The 16,471-nt window shown below is 37.7% G+C and carries 12 protein-coding genes; 3 read left to right on the top strand and 9 right to left on the bottom strand.

The features are described from left to right. Window positions 1-5: 5 nt before the first annotated feature. From rbbA to AAZR93_RS02890, 3 genes are all read right to left on the bottom strand, one after another. Entirely contained in the window at window positions 6-2,762 is a 2,757-nt protein-coding gene (rbbA, locus tag AAZR93_RS02900) for a ribosome-associated ATPase/putative transporter RbbA (protein WP_294103561.1), read from the bottom strand. Next, window positions 2,759-3,829 (bottom strand): HlyD family secretion protein, encoded by a 1,071-nt coding sequence (locus tag AAZR93_RS02895; RefSeq protein WP_434718916.1) that lies wholly within the window; start codon window positions 3,827-3,829, stop codon window positions 2,759-2,761. The genes rbbA and AAZR93_RS02895 overlap by 4 nt, the downstream gene beginning before the upstream one ends. 428 nt (window positions 3,830-4,257) lie before the next feature. After that, a complete protein-coding gene (locus tag AAZR93_RS02890) occupies window positions 4,258-4,734 on the bottom strand; it encodes a GNAT family N-acetyltransferase (RefSeq protein WP_294103557.1) in 477 nt (158 codons plus the stop codon). Window positions 4,735-5,142: 408 nt separating this feature from the next. Between AAZR93_RS02890 and AAZR93_RS02885 the strand changes: the two genes are divergently transcribed. Then, window positions 5,143-6,885: an ABC-F family ATP-binding cassette domain-containing protein gene (locus AAZR93_RS02885; RefSeq protein WP_434718915.1), complete on the top strand. Its 1,743-nt coding sequence runs from the start codon at window positions 5,143-5,145 to the stop codon at window positions 6,883-6,885. Between the two features lie 315 nt (window positions 6,886-7,200). On the opposite strand, the gene AAZR93_RS02880 is transcribed toward AAZR93_RS02885, so the two are convergent. The 5 genes from AAZR93_RS02880 to AAZR93_RS02860 all read right to left on the bottom strand — a co-directional run bounded on the left by AAZR93_RS02880 (window position 7,201) and on the right by AAZR93_RS02860 (window position 12,753). After that, complete coding sequence (locus AAZR93_RS02880) at window positions 7,201-7,401, bottom strand: DEAD/DEAH box helicase (RefSeq protein ID WP_294103551.1); 201 nt, start codon at window positions 7,399-7,401, stop codon at window positions 7,201-7,203. Window position 7,402: 1 nt separating this feature from the next. After that, the gene (locus tag AAZR93_RS02875; protein WP_434718914.1) at window positions 7,403-7,888 is read right to left on the bottom strand and encodes a helix-turn-helix transcriptional regulator; all 486 of its coding nucleotides are present in this window, start codon (window positions 7,886-7,888) and stop codon (window positions 7,403-7,405) included. Window positions 7,889-8,164: 276 nt separating this feature from the next. Further along, a complete protein-coding gene (gene tyrP / locus AAZR93_RS02870) occupies window positions 8,165-9,313 on the bottom strand; it encodes a tyrosine transporter TyrP (protein WP_434719626.1) in 1,149 nt (382 codons plus the stop codon). Between the two features lie 82 nt (window positions 9,314-9,395). Next, window positions 9,396-11,336: a pyridoxal phosphate-dependent decarboxylase family protein gene (locus tag AAZR93_RS02865; RefSeq protein ID WP_434718913.1), complete on the bottom strand. Its 1,941-nt coding sequence runs from the start codon at window positions 11,334-11,336 to the stop codon at window positions 9,396-9,398. A gap of 406 nt (window positions 11,337-11,742) precedes the next feature. Then, complete coding sequence (locus AAZR93_RS02860) at window positions 11,743-12,753, bottom strand: NAD(P)H-quinone oxidoreductase (protein ID WP_434718912.1); 1,011 nt, start codon at window positions 12,751-12,753, stop codon at window positions 11,743-11,745. A gap of 363 nt (window positions 12,754-13,116) precedes the next feature. On the opposite strand from AAZR93_RS02860, the gene AAZR93_RS02855 reads away from it, so the two are divergent. Together AAZR93_RS02855 and uspE are read left to right on the top strand one after the other, a co-directional pair. Continuing rightward, window positions 13,117-13,872, top strand: coding sequence for an FNR family transcription factor (locus AAZR93_RS02855; RefSeq protein ID WP_294103545.1), 756 nt, complete (start codon window positions 13,117-13,119; stop codon window positions 13,870-13,872). 125 nt (window positions 13,873-13,997) lie between these two features. After that, a complete protein-coding gene (gene uspE, locus AAZR93_RS02850; RefSeq protein ID WP_294103542.1) occupies window positions 13,998-14,942 on the top strand; it encodes a universal stress protein UspE in 945 nt (314 codons plus the stop codon). 132 nt (window positions 14,943-15,074) lie between these two features. On the opposite strand, the gene pntB is transcribed toward uspE, so the two are convergent. Beyond that, complete coding sequence (gene pntB, locus AAZR93_RS02845; RefSeq protein WP_434719625.1) at window positions 15,075-16,463, bottom strand: Re/Si-specific NAD(P)(+) transhydrogenase subunit beta; 1,389 nt, start codon at window positions 16,461-16,463, stop codon at window positions 15,075-15,077. Between the last annotated feature and the right edge of the window lie 8 nt (window positions 16,464-16,471).

The following is a 16,471-nucleotide window of genomic DNA, read 5'->3' as shown; positions in this document are numbered from 1 at the left end:
CATCACTAAGACTCCTGTTTTTTCAGGAAGTAAACACTCAGGCCTATCACAAGTGGGATCGTAATCAATAGTGGAATAAACGATGCCTGTAGATCAAATAAATTGAGACCTTTTGAGAAAGTACCTCTCGTGATAGTTAAAAAGTGGGATGTCGGATATATCATACCAACCCATCTACCAATACCCTCAAGTGATGATACCGGATCAATCATTCCTGAGAACTGAGTTGCAGGGATCAAAGTAATAATTGATGTCCCGAATATTGCTGCAATTTGGCTTTTCATAAAACATGAAATCAACAAGCCAATTCCTGTTGCAATAGTGATATAAAGAAATGCAGCTAGAGATAAAGTTAAAAAGCTACCTTTAAATTCAACACCAAAAAAATAGACCGAGAGAATACATAGTAGGACAAAGTTAAACATCCCAAGCACAATGTAAGGTAATTGTTTTCCAAGTAAAAACTCTAATTTGGTGATCGGGGTTACATATAAGTTAATAATAGAGCCGAGCTCTTTTTCACGCACTACACTGAGAGCACTAAGCATCGCAGGGATCATCATTAACAACAACGGTATAACCGCAGGTACAATAGCAGGTAGGCTTCGCACATCTGGGTTATAACGATAACGGGTTTCAATATCAATGACAGGTGTACCCGCAACGCCCGCAGGCTGACGGGCCGCCATGGTACTTAACCATGCCAGATGCATCGCCTGCACATAACCACGCACAGTTTCTGCGCGATTTGGCATCGCACCATCAATCCAAACCCCGATTTTAACTGGCGTTCCTCTTGCAACATCACGAGCAAAGTTAGGTGGAATTTCAATGGCAACAGTAATCTGTCCACTGCGCATGCCTGATTCTAATTGCTCGTAATCTTGAATTGGTGGTTGCTCGATAAAATAACGAGAACCCGCAAGATTAAGGGTATAGCCTTGACTAAGTCCCGTTTGGTCACGGTCGAGCACAGCGAATCGTAAATTTTCCACGTCCATGCTAATACCATACCCCATAATAAACATCAGAATAACGGTACCGAGCAATGCAAGCGTCGAACGCACAGGGTCACGACGTAATTCCATACCTTCTCGGATTGTATAGCTAAACAGACGGCGGAAACTGAACCGTTTTTTTAATGCTTCCGTGGCATTATCTTTTAATGCAGGATCAACATGAAACTCTGGTGCACTATCTTGCACTGCACCCGCATCACCAACGGCATCTTGTAGGTAAGCAATAAAGGTATCTTCAAGTGTTTCAAGCCCCCGTTTTTTAATCAAATTATCAGGGGTATCACAATCGAGTACTTTCCCTGCATGCATCAATGAAATACGGTCACAGCGCTCCGCTTCGTTCATAAAGTGGGTTGATATAAAAATTGTGACACCGTCACTTCTTGATAAATCAACCATTAAATTCCAGAACATATCCCGCGCTACGGGGTCTACCCCAGATGTTGGCTCATCAAGAATTAACATTTCGGGTTTATGGATCACCGCAACGGCGAGAGATAAACGCTGGCGAATACCTAATGGCAGGTCATCAGGCATTGTATCGCGTACGTCATTAAGTTCGAATCGCTGACACATTTCATCTAAACGTTGTTTTATTTGCGCTTCTGGAATGTGAAAAAGTTTCGCATGCAATTCAAGGTTTTGCTCAACAGTTAATTCGCTATAAAGCGAAAACGCCTGTGACATATAACCTACGCGTTTGCGTGTTTCGATATCTTTTGGGTCAATTTCTTGACCAAATAACCAGGCTTGCCCTTCACTTGCAGGCAAAAGGCCCGTTAACATCTTCATGGTGGTTGATTTACCACAACCGTTAGAACCAAGAAAACCAAATATTTCCCCTTTCGGGATTTTAAAATTAACGTGATCAACCGCCACGAATTGTCCAAAGCGCATAGTTAAATCTTGCGCTTCGATGGCAATAACATCATCTTTTGAGGTATCACGAGGCGGAATAACGACTTCTTTATGGCCACTACGTTTTTCTTCAGGCAATAGCGCAATAAAAGCAGCTTCAAGATCGTCACAAGCAGTTTGAGCTTTAAGCTCTGAGGCGTGCCCCGTCGCTAAAATTTTTCCATCATCCATCGCGACTAACCAATCAAAGCGCTCAGCTTCTTCCATATAAGCTGTTGCCACCAATACACTCATATTGGTTTGACGTTCACGAATTCGGTCAATTAAATCCCAAAATTGCGCACGAGATAGTGGGTCAACACCGGTAGTGGGTTCATCTAAAATTAATAAATCAGGATCATGAATTAAGGCACAACATAACCCGAGCTTTTGTTTCATACCACCAGAAAGCTTGCCCGCCGGTCTATCTTTAAAAGGCGCTAGGCCGGTGCTCTCTAATAAATCCTGTATCCGATATTCACGTTCTTCTTTGGATTGACCAAATAATCGCCCAAAGAAATCTACGTTTTCATAAACAGATAACGTATGGTAAAGATTTTTACCCAAACCTTGGGGCATATAGGCGATACGGGGGCAAACAGCTCGACGATGATCCTCATCCTTCATATCCCCATCGAGAACAATCACACTACCTTGTTGAATAGCTCTAGCACCTGCAATAAGTGAAATTAGGCTAGATTTACCCACGCCATCAGGGCCAATTAACCCAACCATTTTTTTAGCAGGAATAGAAAGTACAATGTCATCCAACGCACAATTATCACCATAATGTTGGCTGACATGCTTTATATCTACTATCACATCATCCATCAGTTTGTTGGTCATTGTGGTAATCTCACCTCAAGGTCAGCAGGCCATGGTTCATTGGCGTCTAAACGGATATACGCCTTTCCTGGTAAACCCGTTTTAACATATTCAAGGTGTTGTTCTAATAATTCAGGAGAGATCCGCGCACGAACACGGAACATCAATTTTAAGCGTTCATTCTGTGTTTCAACAGTTTTAGGGGTAAATTGTGCAACACTTGCTACAAAAGTCGCTTTCGCTGGGATCACAATATTAGGCGCTGCATCTAAAATAATATGTACATCACTCCCTAAAGCGACCTTCCCTGCATCTTCTGTAGGTAAGAAAAACGTCATATAGACATCGCTTAGATCAACCATATTAAGCACCCGACCACCTGAGCCTAGCACTTCACCTGGCTCCGCTACACGATATTGTATACGCCCATTTCTCGGAGCTTTTAGTACGCTATCCTCTAAGTCGGCAATTATACGTCTTTCGGTTGCGGTTGCGGCTTCAACACGAGTTTTAGCTTGTACAATACCCGCGTTTGCAGAATCAATTGCCGCTGTCGATGCCGCAACTTGAGCTTTAGATGCTTCTAATGCAGCTTTTGCACCTAACATTTGTGCAGTGTCATCATCAACCTGTTGCTGTGACACTGCATTAGTTCTCACCAGTATTTTTGAACGATTGAGCCTTTTTTGTGCGGCATCAAGCTCCGCTTCTCGTTGGCGAACAACGGCTTGTGCAGCTAATTTCTCACTTTTTCGCTGCATAAGACTAGATTCTGCGGTGACCACCGCACTAATAGCTTGACGTAACTGAGCTTGAACCTCATGTAACTGCTCTTGCAAGGCTCTAGTATCCATTCGAGCAAGTTCTTGCCCTTCTTTAACAAAATCACCTTCTTTTACGGTAATAACGTCAATTCGACCGGCAGTTTTAGTTGCAATATCTATCTCAGTGGCTTCGATTCGCCCGTTACTTTGTGCAAAACCGGAAGGTAATCCTCCTGAATTGGCATTCCAGTAATAAAAACCACCCGCACCAATAATTAAAATTAAAACTATGTAAAAAGATATTTTTTGCTTATTAATTTTCATACTATTCCTTTTCCATTCAACGAAGAAAATAACGAACAAAATAGTTTTGACTATTAACCTGATGAATTAATAAACCCACACGACTGTTTATGCATGAAATAGATACGGATAATCACTTAATTCGAAATTTTTATTATTATTATTTTTCTTCACAAACCTAAAAATAAAACACCTATAGGCTACTAGAAAGCTATCTATCTAATTTAATGATATTTTATCAAAATTTTGCTTAGGTGTAACAGTGCATGTATCACAAAAAATAAATTAAAAATATAAAAGAGTATATAAGGCATTAATTGTATAGATTTAAAGGGATAAACAAAAAACAAAGCCACTAATTATTATAAAATTAGTGGCTTCATCTAAATTTTGGTCTCTATTTAGTATGAATTATAAACCAACTTTGTCGACTTTATTTCAAGTGATAACTAACTTGCAAAACTAATAATTGTTTTTTCATCCATACGATAACGAACCCATTCATCCTGTGGTTCTGCACCAATGCTCTTGTAGAAATCAATAGCAGGTTGATTCCAATCCAATACACTCCATTCGAGTCGCTGACATTTTCTTTCACAGGCTAGTATTGCTATATGTTTTAATAATGTCTTTCCTGCTCCCGTTCCACGAAAGTCAGGAGAAATATATAAATCTTCTAAATAAATACCATTATTACCAAGCCATGTTGAATAGCTTGTAAAAAAAACAGCGTATCCGGCTGGTTTCCCATCCACATAGCACATTAATGCTTCCGTTTTTGAATTCGGGCCAAACAGTGAGTTTTCAATGTCCGCAACCGTTGCTTTTACTTCATGGCGCGCTTTTTCATAATCAGCAAGCTCGATAATCATCTCCAAAATTAACGTGGCATTTTCGAGAGTAGCGGGTTTTATTTCGATATTCATTTTTTGATCTCTTGTAGTTTGAGCGCCAATTTTAAATAGCTATCATCGATTTCACTAGCAGTAGAAATATAATTCATTTAAATATATCCATTATTAGAATTAGTTATAGCAATCAATAAACCAATAATAAACAACGCAATTATAGCTATTGCATTAAAAAGATATCATTTGCTATGATAAGAATAGTGTTCAACTTAACCTAAAAATAAGGAGGCTAAACTATGCTGTTGTGTGATCTAATTGAATATTCACACTTCTTTGGCAATCGTCAAAGCTCAGGCTTTCACAGTTTTATACTGCGATAATCCTGCCTGAGCGAAGACACTAACTAAAGGAAACTTCCTCAGCTTACTGGGTTATCGTTATTACGATACCTTGGCATTTTTATGCCTAAAATTTGAGTAAGCTATGAGCACATTATTATCTGTAAAATCATTGAACTATGATACTTCCACTCGTTCACTATTAAACGATATGACATTCACTTTGCAACAAGGTGATCGCATTGGTTTAATTGGCCATAACGGAAGCGGAAAAAGCACTCTCTTAAAATTAATCACTCATCAATTATTACCAAATAGTGGCAGCATTACCTATGCCAACCATTGTGTAACTGCCTATATTGAACAGCACTTACCTGATGATATTATTGGATTAACATTAATTGAAGCATTAGTACAAAAATTGCCTGAACAAGATAAGGTATCAGAGCGTTGGCGAGCTGAAGTTCTGTTATCTGAATTAGGTTTTACTTCTGAACAATGGTTACAAAAAGCCAATGAAATCAGTGGAGGTCAACACACCCGCTTGTTGCTAGGCCGTGCATTGATTTCTCAACCGGATTTATTGTTACTTGATGAACCCAGTAATCACTTGGATTTACCAACGCTGATTTGGTTAGGTAATTTCCTACAGTCATGGAAAGGCAGCTTTGTCCTTGTTTCTCATGACCAATCGTTACTCGATAAAGTCACAAACTGTACTTGGATATTACGTGATAAAACATTGCATTTTTATCGGCTGCCTTGCAGTGCTGCTCGTAAAGCATTAATTGAAAAAGATGCTGCTGACGAGCATCGTCACCAAGCAGAGCAAAAGGAAATAGATCGTGTTGCCTCAAGTGCAAAGCGTTTAGCTATTTGGGGACGCGTGTATGACAATGAAGGACTGGCGAGTAAAGCCAAGCAAATGGAAAAACAAGTTGACCGTTTGAAGGATGCACAAACTGAACTTTCAGAGGGTTATCAATGGAAACTTGCGCTAAATGGCAAATCAATACCCGCCAATAGAGTGCTTGAATTCGATAACGCACGCATTAAAACGCCTGATGCTACACCTTTATTTTCAACAAGTTTTCATCAAGTAAAAAGTGGCGATCACATCGCTATTATTGGCGCTAATGGGTGTGGAAAATCAACATTATTACGATTAATTTGGCAAAATTATCAGCAAGAACTACGTTATAGTTCTCAACTGAAATTTCATCCTGCAATTAGTGCGGGTTATTATGACCAACAATTAGCGCAGCTTAATGACAATGACAATTTACTTGATGCATTGCGAAATTTTGCACCATTAACCGATGACCAACGGAAAATGGCCTTAATTGGCGCAGGGTTTCCCTATATCAGGCATCAGCAAAAAGTCTCAACTTTAAGTGGCGGTGAACGCGCCAGATTACTTTTTATTGGACTCAGCCTTGCTCAATATGAATTGATCTTACTCGATGAACCGACAAACCACCTTGATCTTGAAGGTAAAGAAGCACTAAGTGAGCAAATTACTCAGTTTTCTGGGGCTTTATTAGTCGTCAGTCATGATAAATGGTTAATAGAAAATAGTTGTCAGCGATTTTGGTATATCCATAATAATCGCTTGGAAGAGTACCTCAATCTTGATGATATATATCAGCAAATTGAGCAACAATCTCATCAATCGAATAATATTCTCATTGCAGATAATTCGCTTAACTTAATTACAGAAATAAGTGAAAGCCATGTTTCTCATGAAGATGAATTATTAGAACAACTATTGATATTAGAAGAAAAATTACAGACAGATAAACTACGTAAGTTGGCACATCAAAAACCACAATTGCAACAACAGTGGATTGATGAAATAGCTAAAATTCAATCACAATTAGATTTATAATTTGGATTTTTAAATAGCCCCTGATTACTTTGCGTAGTCAGGGGATTACAAATGTTGGGAAATTATAGTGAAAGCTTGATATTATTTAGTAAATGATATTTAACTTAATTTACAAAATAGCTATACGTATGACACTTAACACTTCCATTTTCGTCCGTATATTTCAGACACTTTATTTCATGAGAAACGCAGTTCATCGCTAAAATAAACATTGAATAATGATAAGTTTTTCTATAACGCATTAAATAATTCCCTCTAATGCATTAGAGATAATCACTTTATGAATAAAGATTTTGTAAACCATCAATTCTAATATTAAGCCTTTTGTTTTTTTGCTCGCTTAAAATAAGATGTCGGCACCTTAGGGCAAACAACCTCTTTAAATTTAGCATCTGTAGCTGGTTTTTTTGCTTGTTCAGCATTAGTTTCTTCTGCTGAATTATTCTGTACTGGTTTGATTATTTCGTTCATATATAAATGCTCTTTCACTTGAATAATATCATGAGTTTTTGCCATCTTATTTATCCTCTGCCACTAATACGGCATTAACCTGTTCAATCCTATCAACTGCGCTGTTAATGATTTCAATCACTTTTTCAGTTTCTTCTGTCGTTAGTTGCTGCAAAACAATTTTATGCCTCAATAACGATTTAAATTTATCTACTGCACACTCAATCTCATTCGCAAATTGATTTCCTGCTTTAAGTTCTTGTGCATAATTTAATTTCATTTTAACTTCAGCAAAGATATCTGCTTTTAGTAATAAAAAGCACCGGCCCTCTGGGGTTATAGCATAACATTTACGCCCCTTCCCACTATCTTTACCTGTAATAATAAAGCCTAATTCTTCTAAAAGTGTCAACGTTGGGTAAATAACACCAGGACTCGGACAATAAAAACCCGCAGTACCCTGACTTATTTTTTTGATCAATTCGTATCCGTAATTGGTCCCATCCGCAAGCAAGTGTAAAATGTAGATACGTAGTTGTTTGGGATTAAACATTCGCCTTACACTTTTGCCATTACATAGGCATGTTTCAGGCTGTTGCATACTGTTCATTAACACTCTCTGGCATTGTTTTTACTACAGTAAACCGATATATCTAATATAATAGTATATTCTACAGAAAACACCAGCTTTAGATATATCGGTTTTTTGCATAAAGTGCTAATGATAATCATTATTAAGTAGAGGATAAAAAGAAACAATAAAGCCAACCATTATTCAGATAAAACCTATAATGGCTGGCTTTCTAAGACTAAAACAAATGACAGTTAATTAACCAACATTAGGTAATATTTTAAACGCTATCCCGAGCTGTACACCAATAACAATTATGCCACAAAGGAACACAATCAATAATGCAGTACTACCACCTAATACCTGATACTTACGTGAATTAATATTTCTTGATTTAAAAGCCATCGCGCTCGGTAGTAATAATGCCAGAATCGATAAAGCAATTGCCGCAAAGCCCAACGCCATAATAAAGCCTTTAGGATAAAATAAAGCAAATATGAGCGGAGGTAAAAACGTGAGTAATCCCGTTTGTAGTCGTCCTGATGCATTATCTTGTCTTTTAAATAGATCAGCTAAAAAATCGAATAACCCTAAAGCTACACCAAGGAATGATGTCGCTAAAGCTAGGCTCATAAACATTTGAGCAATTAATTCTGTTTTACCCGACTGAGCAACGTCTTTAATGGCATCTAACAACCCATTTAATCCGGCATTTTCAGATAAAATACCTACAAATGTCGTGGTGCCAATACTGCCTAATGTGGCAATTTGCCATAAAATATAAGCGACTAGCGGAATAGCACTACCAATAATGAATATTATGCGCAGTTTTCTAACATCTCCGCCCATATATTTCACAATACTGGGCACGCTGCCATGAAAACCGAATGATGTAAAAAAAACAGGTATCGCAGATAAAATTAATATTTTTTCTGTCGGTGCGGATAATAAATTTTGTTGCTCAACATGCGGCATCATTAGTGCCAATATCATCACTAAAAAAACAATTTTTGCAGCAAATAGAATACGATTAATAAAATCCACTGATGACGTACCGAAACAAACAACGCCACCACCAATAACAGTAAAAATAACAATACCTAGCCAATCAGCTAAATCAATTGCAAAACTACTCTTTAAATTAGAGGTAATAATTTCCCCTGCACCGCTGACATAGGCTGCTGTTAAAGCATACATCAAAAACATCATACTAAAGCCGGTGATAAATTTACCGCCTGAGCCTAAATATCGCTCAGCTACACTACCTATCCCTGTTTCATGAGATTCATGCTGATAAACCTCAACGAGTAATAGCGCGGTATAGCACATCAATGCCCACAAACCTAACAGCATCGCCAAACTCACCATAAAGCCGTTACCAGCCGCTGCAATTGGCATTGCTAACATACCGGCACCGATTGTCGTACCAGCAACAATAAAAACACTACCTAGCGTGCGATTTTTCATATTGAGATCCTAGCCAATAAAATTAAATACAAACCTTTTGATTAATATGAGTAAGTTTATTTTCTTCATCGATAAGCTGTTGTAATTTATCTTCAAAAATATTTCTCAATTCAACCCAATAACGCTCAAAATGTTGTTTATCACGTAGGCAATGCGTCATGATTGCAGCTCTTAATACATAGATTGAACGCACTTTATGCCATTCATCATCAGTAAATCCTGCATTCCGGCAGAGTTCCAGTGGGCTATTACCGTATTCTTCATAAGTCAGCGAAGTAGATGATGTTAAAAAATCATTAGTATACGTGCGCCCTGCTGCATATGAACATAATTCATATATACGCTTATTAAGTTGGTTTTGTTTAGCTAACGATATATTTCCACACTCCCTAAACATAAAATTTATCATGTGAAAATCGGGTGACGGCATCACGGTAATTTGAAATTCTCGACCATCAATAATATAAGGTTTGCTGGTATTAATTTTTTCAATCATCCAATTAGCCGTGGTGATCCCAGCAGCGATAACCTTGCCATAACCTAAAAGATTTAAAGGAACAAGTCGGTGGGCAGCCCATATTGCAGCAGCTGTGGCACCCGCTTTGGAACCTTCCATTATTGAAGAACCTAATAAAACATTATGCTGTTTTTCCGATTTGCGGTTTTTTTCCTCTACTTCTTCGAAAACATAAGCAGCATGATAGGAAATTAAATCAACAATACGCCTATCTTTCATACAAATGGCCCCCGCCGCATAAGGAATAAAACCAACTTTATGGGGATCAACGGTGATTGAATCTGCTTGGCTCAGTGCTTTAAAACTTTCATAAACATCAGGTTGTGGCCAAATAATATCTGTTGGAAAAACACCTTCACTATGGAAGCGTTGTATTAATATTTCATAATCAAGAAATTGATTATTTTCATCTCGGAACATCGCACATGCATATCCCGCATAAGCTGCATCTATATGCACATAAAATGAAACGCCAAAGCGTTCTTCACATTCTTGACGTAGTTTGATAACTTCAGCGACATTATCAATTGCCCCTGTTTCAGTTGTGCCAACAACCGCAACAACCGCTAATATTGGCTCACCTTGCTCTATTAATGAAAATACAATCTGACGCATTTTTGCTATATCAGTACGATAATGAGCATCGACAGGTAATTGCGTTATATTTTGTTGACCCAATCCCAAAATATCCATCGCCTTCAACCACGAATAATGTTTAGATTGAGGGACTAATAATTGTCCTAATTGACCCTGTTCAACTCCCTCACCTCGACAGCTCATTTCTCTGACCTGTTCAAATAAACCTTGTTTTTTTAGCTCATCCATTAAATCAAGCACTGCATCAGTGGACATATTCAGTAAACTTTGCGCTGTCTTATCTTTTAATAAGTGTTGTGCTTGTGGATGTTTCGCCATTGCTAAAGGCAGTGTTTTAATATTTCGAGCAACCCATAACCCCTCATAATTAGCAACCGTACCACCTGACGTAATGTGACCCCATGCTTGTTGTGTGTCATAACCAAACATTGCACATAAATCGAGCCCTGCTTCTATTTCAAGTACTGTGGTCGTGGGAGATGATTCTTGTGCACAATTATTTGGGTTGTACAGCATTGCCATTACATAAGCGAGATTAGATATCATAAAGGTATCTGCATTCATGTGGCCCATATAACGAGGCGAAAACCAAGGAACGGATGTTGTTTTAAGCTTAGAAGAAAGCTGATTAAGGATGCCTTCTGTACGATACAATGTATCCCTATATTCGGGGGCATACCTATCGACGGTTGAGATAAGCTCTGGATCTTCTGGGTGATAACCTGAACGCCAATGCATGTGTTCAGAAACGGCATACTCCATCATTTCTTTGAAAAAAACAGCATTTTCAGATTTTGGCCCAAGAAATAATGCATCCACATTCATATTTGAATTTTTAAAATTATTCATTATCACTACACCTTCGATTCACAATTGACCCAAGTCAGTTGCTTTTAAGTTTATTAACTTATTATCATTGGAAAGTGCAATAACGGACATATGTCTTTATAAGACAACAACTTATTAATAACATTGTTATTCTTAATATCAATCCTCAATTAAATACTGATAGACAAGCCGCTAAGAAACCAACTTGCCTATAGATATAATCTATATTCATTAAAATATTAATAAACTCAGCATAATTTCATTCGGATTTGTGGTCAGGCACAAAAAATCAAAATTTAGTCAGCTGTAAAGAGATATTTACGCCAAAAAGACTTGATAATGTAAATAATTTGTTATAAATAAAAATTAAGATCACTCAAAATAAAAATATATTGCAACTAATTAGTCACATAAGAAATAAAATTAATTAATTGTTTAATAATACAATTTTACCAATAAGGTCACCTGATTCCATATGACGGTGGGCATCCGCAACCTGTTCTAACTTATAGGTTTTGTTAATAATTGGTTTTATTTCACCATTTTGCAACATACCCCATACCTGTTGCTTTAATTCAGCGGCAATCTGGCTTTTTTCTTCAATTGTACGAGATCGCATTGTTGAACCAGTATGAATTAATCGCTTAACCATTAATGGCATCATATTCAAATTTATTGGATTTCCTTTCATCATGCCAATTTGAATAATTCGCCCAAATTTCCCCGCTGCAAGATAATTTTTAGCGACATAATCACCACCAATAATATCAACAACCATATCAACGCCACGAGATGAGGTATAATCTAATGAGACTTGAACAAAATCATCTGTATGGTAATTAATCACACAATCTGCACCTAATAACTCCGCCGCTTTCACTTTCTCTTCTGAACCTACGGTGGTAATAACTGTTGCACCAAAGGCTTTCGCTAATATAATCGCGACACTCCCAATTCCAGAGGTGCCTCCATGAATCAGCACTGTTTCATTCTTTTTAAGTTTTCCAATTTGAAAAACATTTGCCCACACCGTAAAAAAATTTTCTGGAATAGCGGCACCTTGAATAAAAGATAAATGACCTAATGGCAACGCAATATTTTTGTGCACTAAACAATATTCAGCATAACCACCGCCCTCAACTAAACCGCATAATTTATCGCCAAGTTGCCATTCAGTGACGTCATCAGCTTTAGCAACAACACTTCCTGAAATTTCTAGCCCCATAATAGGCGAAGCATCTGCGGGTGGCGGATAAGAACCCATTCTTTGAAAAATATCAGGGCGATTAACACCAATAGCCTCAACTTTGACAAGTAAATAACCTGGAGCTAGCTGAGGCAATGCTTTTACTTTTAATTGCAATTTATCCGCCCCCCCAGGTTCTATAATATCGACAAATTGCATTGTAGTAGGCAAGAGCAATTGATTGTTTGTCATTATGATTTCCTTTGTGGGTTTATTTAAAAAATTGATATTTATATGTTTATTTTTGTGTTAATTTAATGCTAATTAGTTTAACGTATACATGGGTTGAATCCTAAATTTATGAATACATTTTAATACACACTAAAAGCATTTTTTCATTTTTTGCCATTTTATATTTAATATACAGCCAGTTTATTATTTAATAATATTGCTTAATTCAGCATTTACCTCTAAATTCATTAACTTATTACTTTTGACATCTATTGCTTTTTTATTTAATAAGTCAATTCTGTTTTATATTACTACTTACCAGTCGCGTTATCTTATGTTAAAATTGACTCATATCAATAATTCTAACTTGATTGAGCATTTAATATGATCCCAGAAAAAAGAGTTGTTCGTCGCATCCAGTCTGGTGGTTGTGCTATTCATTGCCAGGACTGTAGTATTAGCCAACTTTGCATTCCTTTCACACTGAATGAACATGAACTGGATCAACTTGATAATATTATTGAGCGTAAAAAACCAATTCAAAAAGGGCAAGCCTTATTTAAGGCTGGCGATGAACTACGTTCATTGTATGCCATTCGCTCAGGAACTATAAAAAGCTATACTATTACTGAGGAAGGTGATGAGCAAATCACAGGCTTCCACCTTGCTGGTGATTTAGTTGGCTTTGACGCAATTATTCATACACAGCACCCAAGTTTTGCTCAGGCACTTGAAACCTCAATGGTTTGTGAAATACCTTTTGAAACACTCGATGATTTGTCTGGCAAAATGCCTAATCTACGTCAACAAATTATGCGCTTAATGAGTGGAGAGATTAAAGGAGATCAAGAAATGATCCTCCTTTTATCCAAGAAAAATGCGGAAGAAAGATTAGCTGCATTTATTCTTAATCTATCACACCGTTTTGCAGAGCGTGGTTTTTCACCTAGAGAATTCAGGTTAACAATGACGCGTGGCGATATTGGTAATTACCTTGGTTTAACCGTTGAAACCATTAGCCGCCTTTTAGGTCGTTTCCAAAAAAGTGGTATGCTCAGTGTTAAAGGTAAATATATTACCATCGAAGATATGACCAAACTTACTGATATCGCAGGTAAAGTTTCAGCTATTACTAACTAATATCCTAAACCGGATCACAATCTCTGTGGTTCGGTTTTGTTTTTTTCCTCAGTTTTCTTGCCTATTTCTTCTCAATAACTTAATTTATCCTTATGGAACTATCCGTACGTTGAGAGGATTTCAATATGGCAAACTACAAAAATCTCCTAGTTGCGATCGACCCAAATCAGGATGATCAACCTGCATTGAGACGTGCTGTCTACATTGTGCAGCGTAATGGTGGACGGATAAAAGCGTTTTTACCTATCTATGACCTTTCCTACGATATGACAACGCTGCTCTCCCCTGAAGAACGCCATGCAATGAGAAAAGGCGTTATCAGCCAAAAAACCGCATGGATAAAGCAACAAGCACACTTTTATTTAGAAGCTGGAATTGATATTGAAATTAAAGTCATTTGGCATAATAAGCCTTATGAAGCCATTATTCAGGAAGTCATTGGCGGAGAACATGACTTATTACTGAAAATGGCCCATCAAACTGATAATTTTGAATCAATCATATTTACACCACTTGATTGGCATTTATTAAGAAAATGTCCATGTCCTGTTTGGATGGTGAAAGATAAAATTTGGCCCGACCATGGCTCAGCTGTTGTCGCTGTTAATTTATCTAATGAAGAATCTTATCATGACGACCTTAATATTAAGCTGGTCGAGAAAACAAAAGATTTAGCTCAACGGATTATGAAAGATCAAGATATTCATTTAGTAAGTGCCTATCCTGTCGCACCAATGAATATTGCAATTGAATTACCTGATTTTGACCCTAGCTTATATAACAATGCATTACGTGGACAACATCTGATAGCAATGAAAGAACTACGGCAGAAATTCTGTATCGATGAAAAATTCACACATGTTCGCGAGGGTCTACCTGAAAAAATCATTCCCGATATGTGTGAAGAATTGGAAGCAGGTGTTGTTGTTCTAGGAATATTAGGGCGCACGGGGATCTCAGCTGCTTTTCTCGGCAATACCGCCGAACACATCATTGATAAACTAAAATGTGATTTACTGGCAATTAAACCCGATGGATTTGTATGTCCTATTAATCCAACAGATGAATAGCAGCGAAGTCCGAGCACTTTATTTTAGTTACATGACTGCCTAATACTCACATTTTCATACATTTCGTTCAGTTTTCACTCTAAAAAAGGCTCTGCATTTACATGCAGAGCCTTCTGTTAACACCTTTGAGTTTTAGAGTGCACGTAAAATAGCATCTACACTATCTTTAGCATCACCAAATAACATCTGTGTATTTTCTTTAAAGAATAATGGATTTTGTACACCTGCATATCCCGTATTCATTGAGCGTTTAAATACAATAACGTTATTCGCTTTCCAAACTTCTAGTACTGGCATTCCAGCAATTGGGCTATTAGGATCCTCTAATGCCGCAGGATTAACCGTATCATTAGCACCAATAACCAACACTGTGTCTGTATTAGCGAAATCATCATTGATTTCATCCATTTCTAGCACGATGTCATAAGGTACTTTCGCTTCAGCTAGTAATACGTTCATATGACCTGGTAAACGTCCAGCAACTGGATGAATACCAAATCGAACATTAATACCACGTTCACGTAATTTAGCCGTTATATCATGTACTGGATACTGAGCTTGCGCTACTGCCAGTCCATAACCTGGAGTGATAATAACTGATGTTGAGTTCTTCAACATTTCAGCAACGTCTTCTGCCGATGTTTCGCGATACTCCCCCATCTCTTCGTCAGAACTTGATGCAGTACCATCAGTACCGAAACCACCCGCAATAACGCTAAAGAATGAGCGGTTCATCGCCTTACACATAATATAGGACAAAATTGCCCCTGAAGACCCCACCAACGCACCCGTGACAATCAGTAAGTCATTACTTAACATGAAACCAGCGGCGGCGGCAGCCCAACCTGAGTATGAGTTTAGCATTGATACAACAACTGGCATATCCGCACCACCAATTGATGAAACAAGATGCCAACCAAATGCTAATGCGATCAATGTCATGATCAACATAACAAATACTTGCAGACCAACACTCTCTGTTTTAACAAAAATAACTAACAGAATGAATGAAATAATAAGTCCAGCTAAGTTGAGCTTATGTTTATTTGGTAACATCATCGGCTTAGATGATATTTTTCCAGATAATTTACCATAAGCGACAATTGACCCCATAAAAGTGATCGCGCCGATGAAAATACCTAAAAAGACTTCAGTTAGGTGAATATTTTCCATAACCGCATCAGCATGGCCTTCACTAGCAATAAAGCTATTGAATCCTACTAATACAGCAGCCAAACCGACGAAACTATGTAAAATAGCCACCAGCTCTGGCATTTCAGTCATTTCAACTTTTTTGGCTAATCGAATACCAATAACGGCACCGATAACCATTGCAATGATCATCCAGCTAATGTTGCTACTATCTGGTCCAAGTATGGTAGCAATTAATGCAATTGCCATCCCTGCGATGCCATAAGCGTTCCCTCTTTGAGAACTTTCATGGCGCGATAGCCCTGCTAGGCTGAAAATAAATAGGATAGCAGCAACAATATATGCTGCAGTCACAATTCCACTCGACAACATAAGTT

The sequence above is a fragment of the Providencia sp. Je.9.19 genome (genome assembly GCF_051129765.1).
Classification (GTDB): Bacteria; Pseudomonadota; Gammaproteobacteria; order Enterobacterales; family Enterobacteriaceae; genus Providencia.
The sequence above is the reverse complement of the archived record's forward strand: the minus strand, read 5'-3'. Positions and strand labels throughout refer to the sequence as shown.

Excerpts from the sequence above, each read along its gene's own strand:
- AAZR93_RS02865 (WP_434718913.1), bottom strand. The coding sequence starts at position 11,336 with ATGAATAATTTTAAAAATTCAAATATGAATGTGGATGCATTATTTCTT.
- AAZR93_RS02860 (WP_434718912.1), bottom strand. The coding sequence starts at position 12,753 with ATGACAAACAATCAATTGCTCTTGCCTACTACAATGCAATTTGTCGAT.
- AAZR93_RS02880 (WP_294103551.1), bottom strand. The coding sequence starts at position 7,401 with ATGGCAAAAACTCATGATATTATTCAAGTGAAAGAGCATTTATATATG.
- AAZR93_RS02875 (WP_434718914.1), bottom strand. The coding sequence starts at position 7,888 with ATGTTTAATCCCAAACAACTACGTATCTACATTTTACACTTGCTTGCG.
- uspE (WP_294103542.1), top strand. The coding sequence starts at position 13,998 with ATGGCAAACTACAAAAATCTCCTAGTTGCGATCGACCCAAATCAGGAT.
- rbbA (WP_294103561.1), bottom strand. The coding sequence starts at position 2,762 with ATGACCAACAAACTGATGGATGATGTGATAGTAGATATAAAGCATGTC.
- tyrP (WP_434719626.1), bottom strand. The coding sequence starts at position 9,313 with ATGTTAGCAATGCCAATTGCAGCGGCTGGTAACGGCTTTATGGTGAGT.
- AAZR93_RS02855 (WP_294103545.1), top strand. The coding sequence starts at position 13,117 with ATGATCCCAGAAAAAAGAGTTGTTCGTCGCATCCAGTCTGGTGGTTGT.
- AAZR93_RS02890 (WP_294103557.1), bottom strand. The coding sequence starts at position 4,734 with ATGAATATCGAAATAAAACCCGCTACTCTCGAAAATGCCACGTTAATT.
- AAZR93_RS02895 (WP_434718916.1), bottom strand. The coding sequence starts at position 3,829 with ATGAAAATTAATAAGCAAAAAATATCTTTTTACATAGTTTTAATTTTA.
- AAZR93_RS02885 (WP_434718915.1), top strand. The coding sequence starts at position 5,143 with ATGAGCACATTATTATCTGTAAAATCATTGAACTATGATACTTCCACT.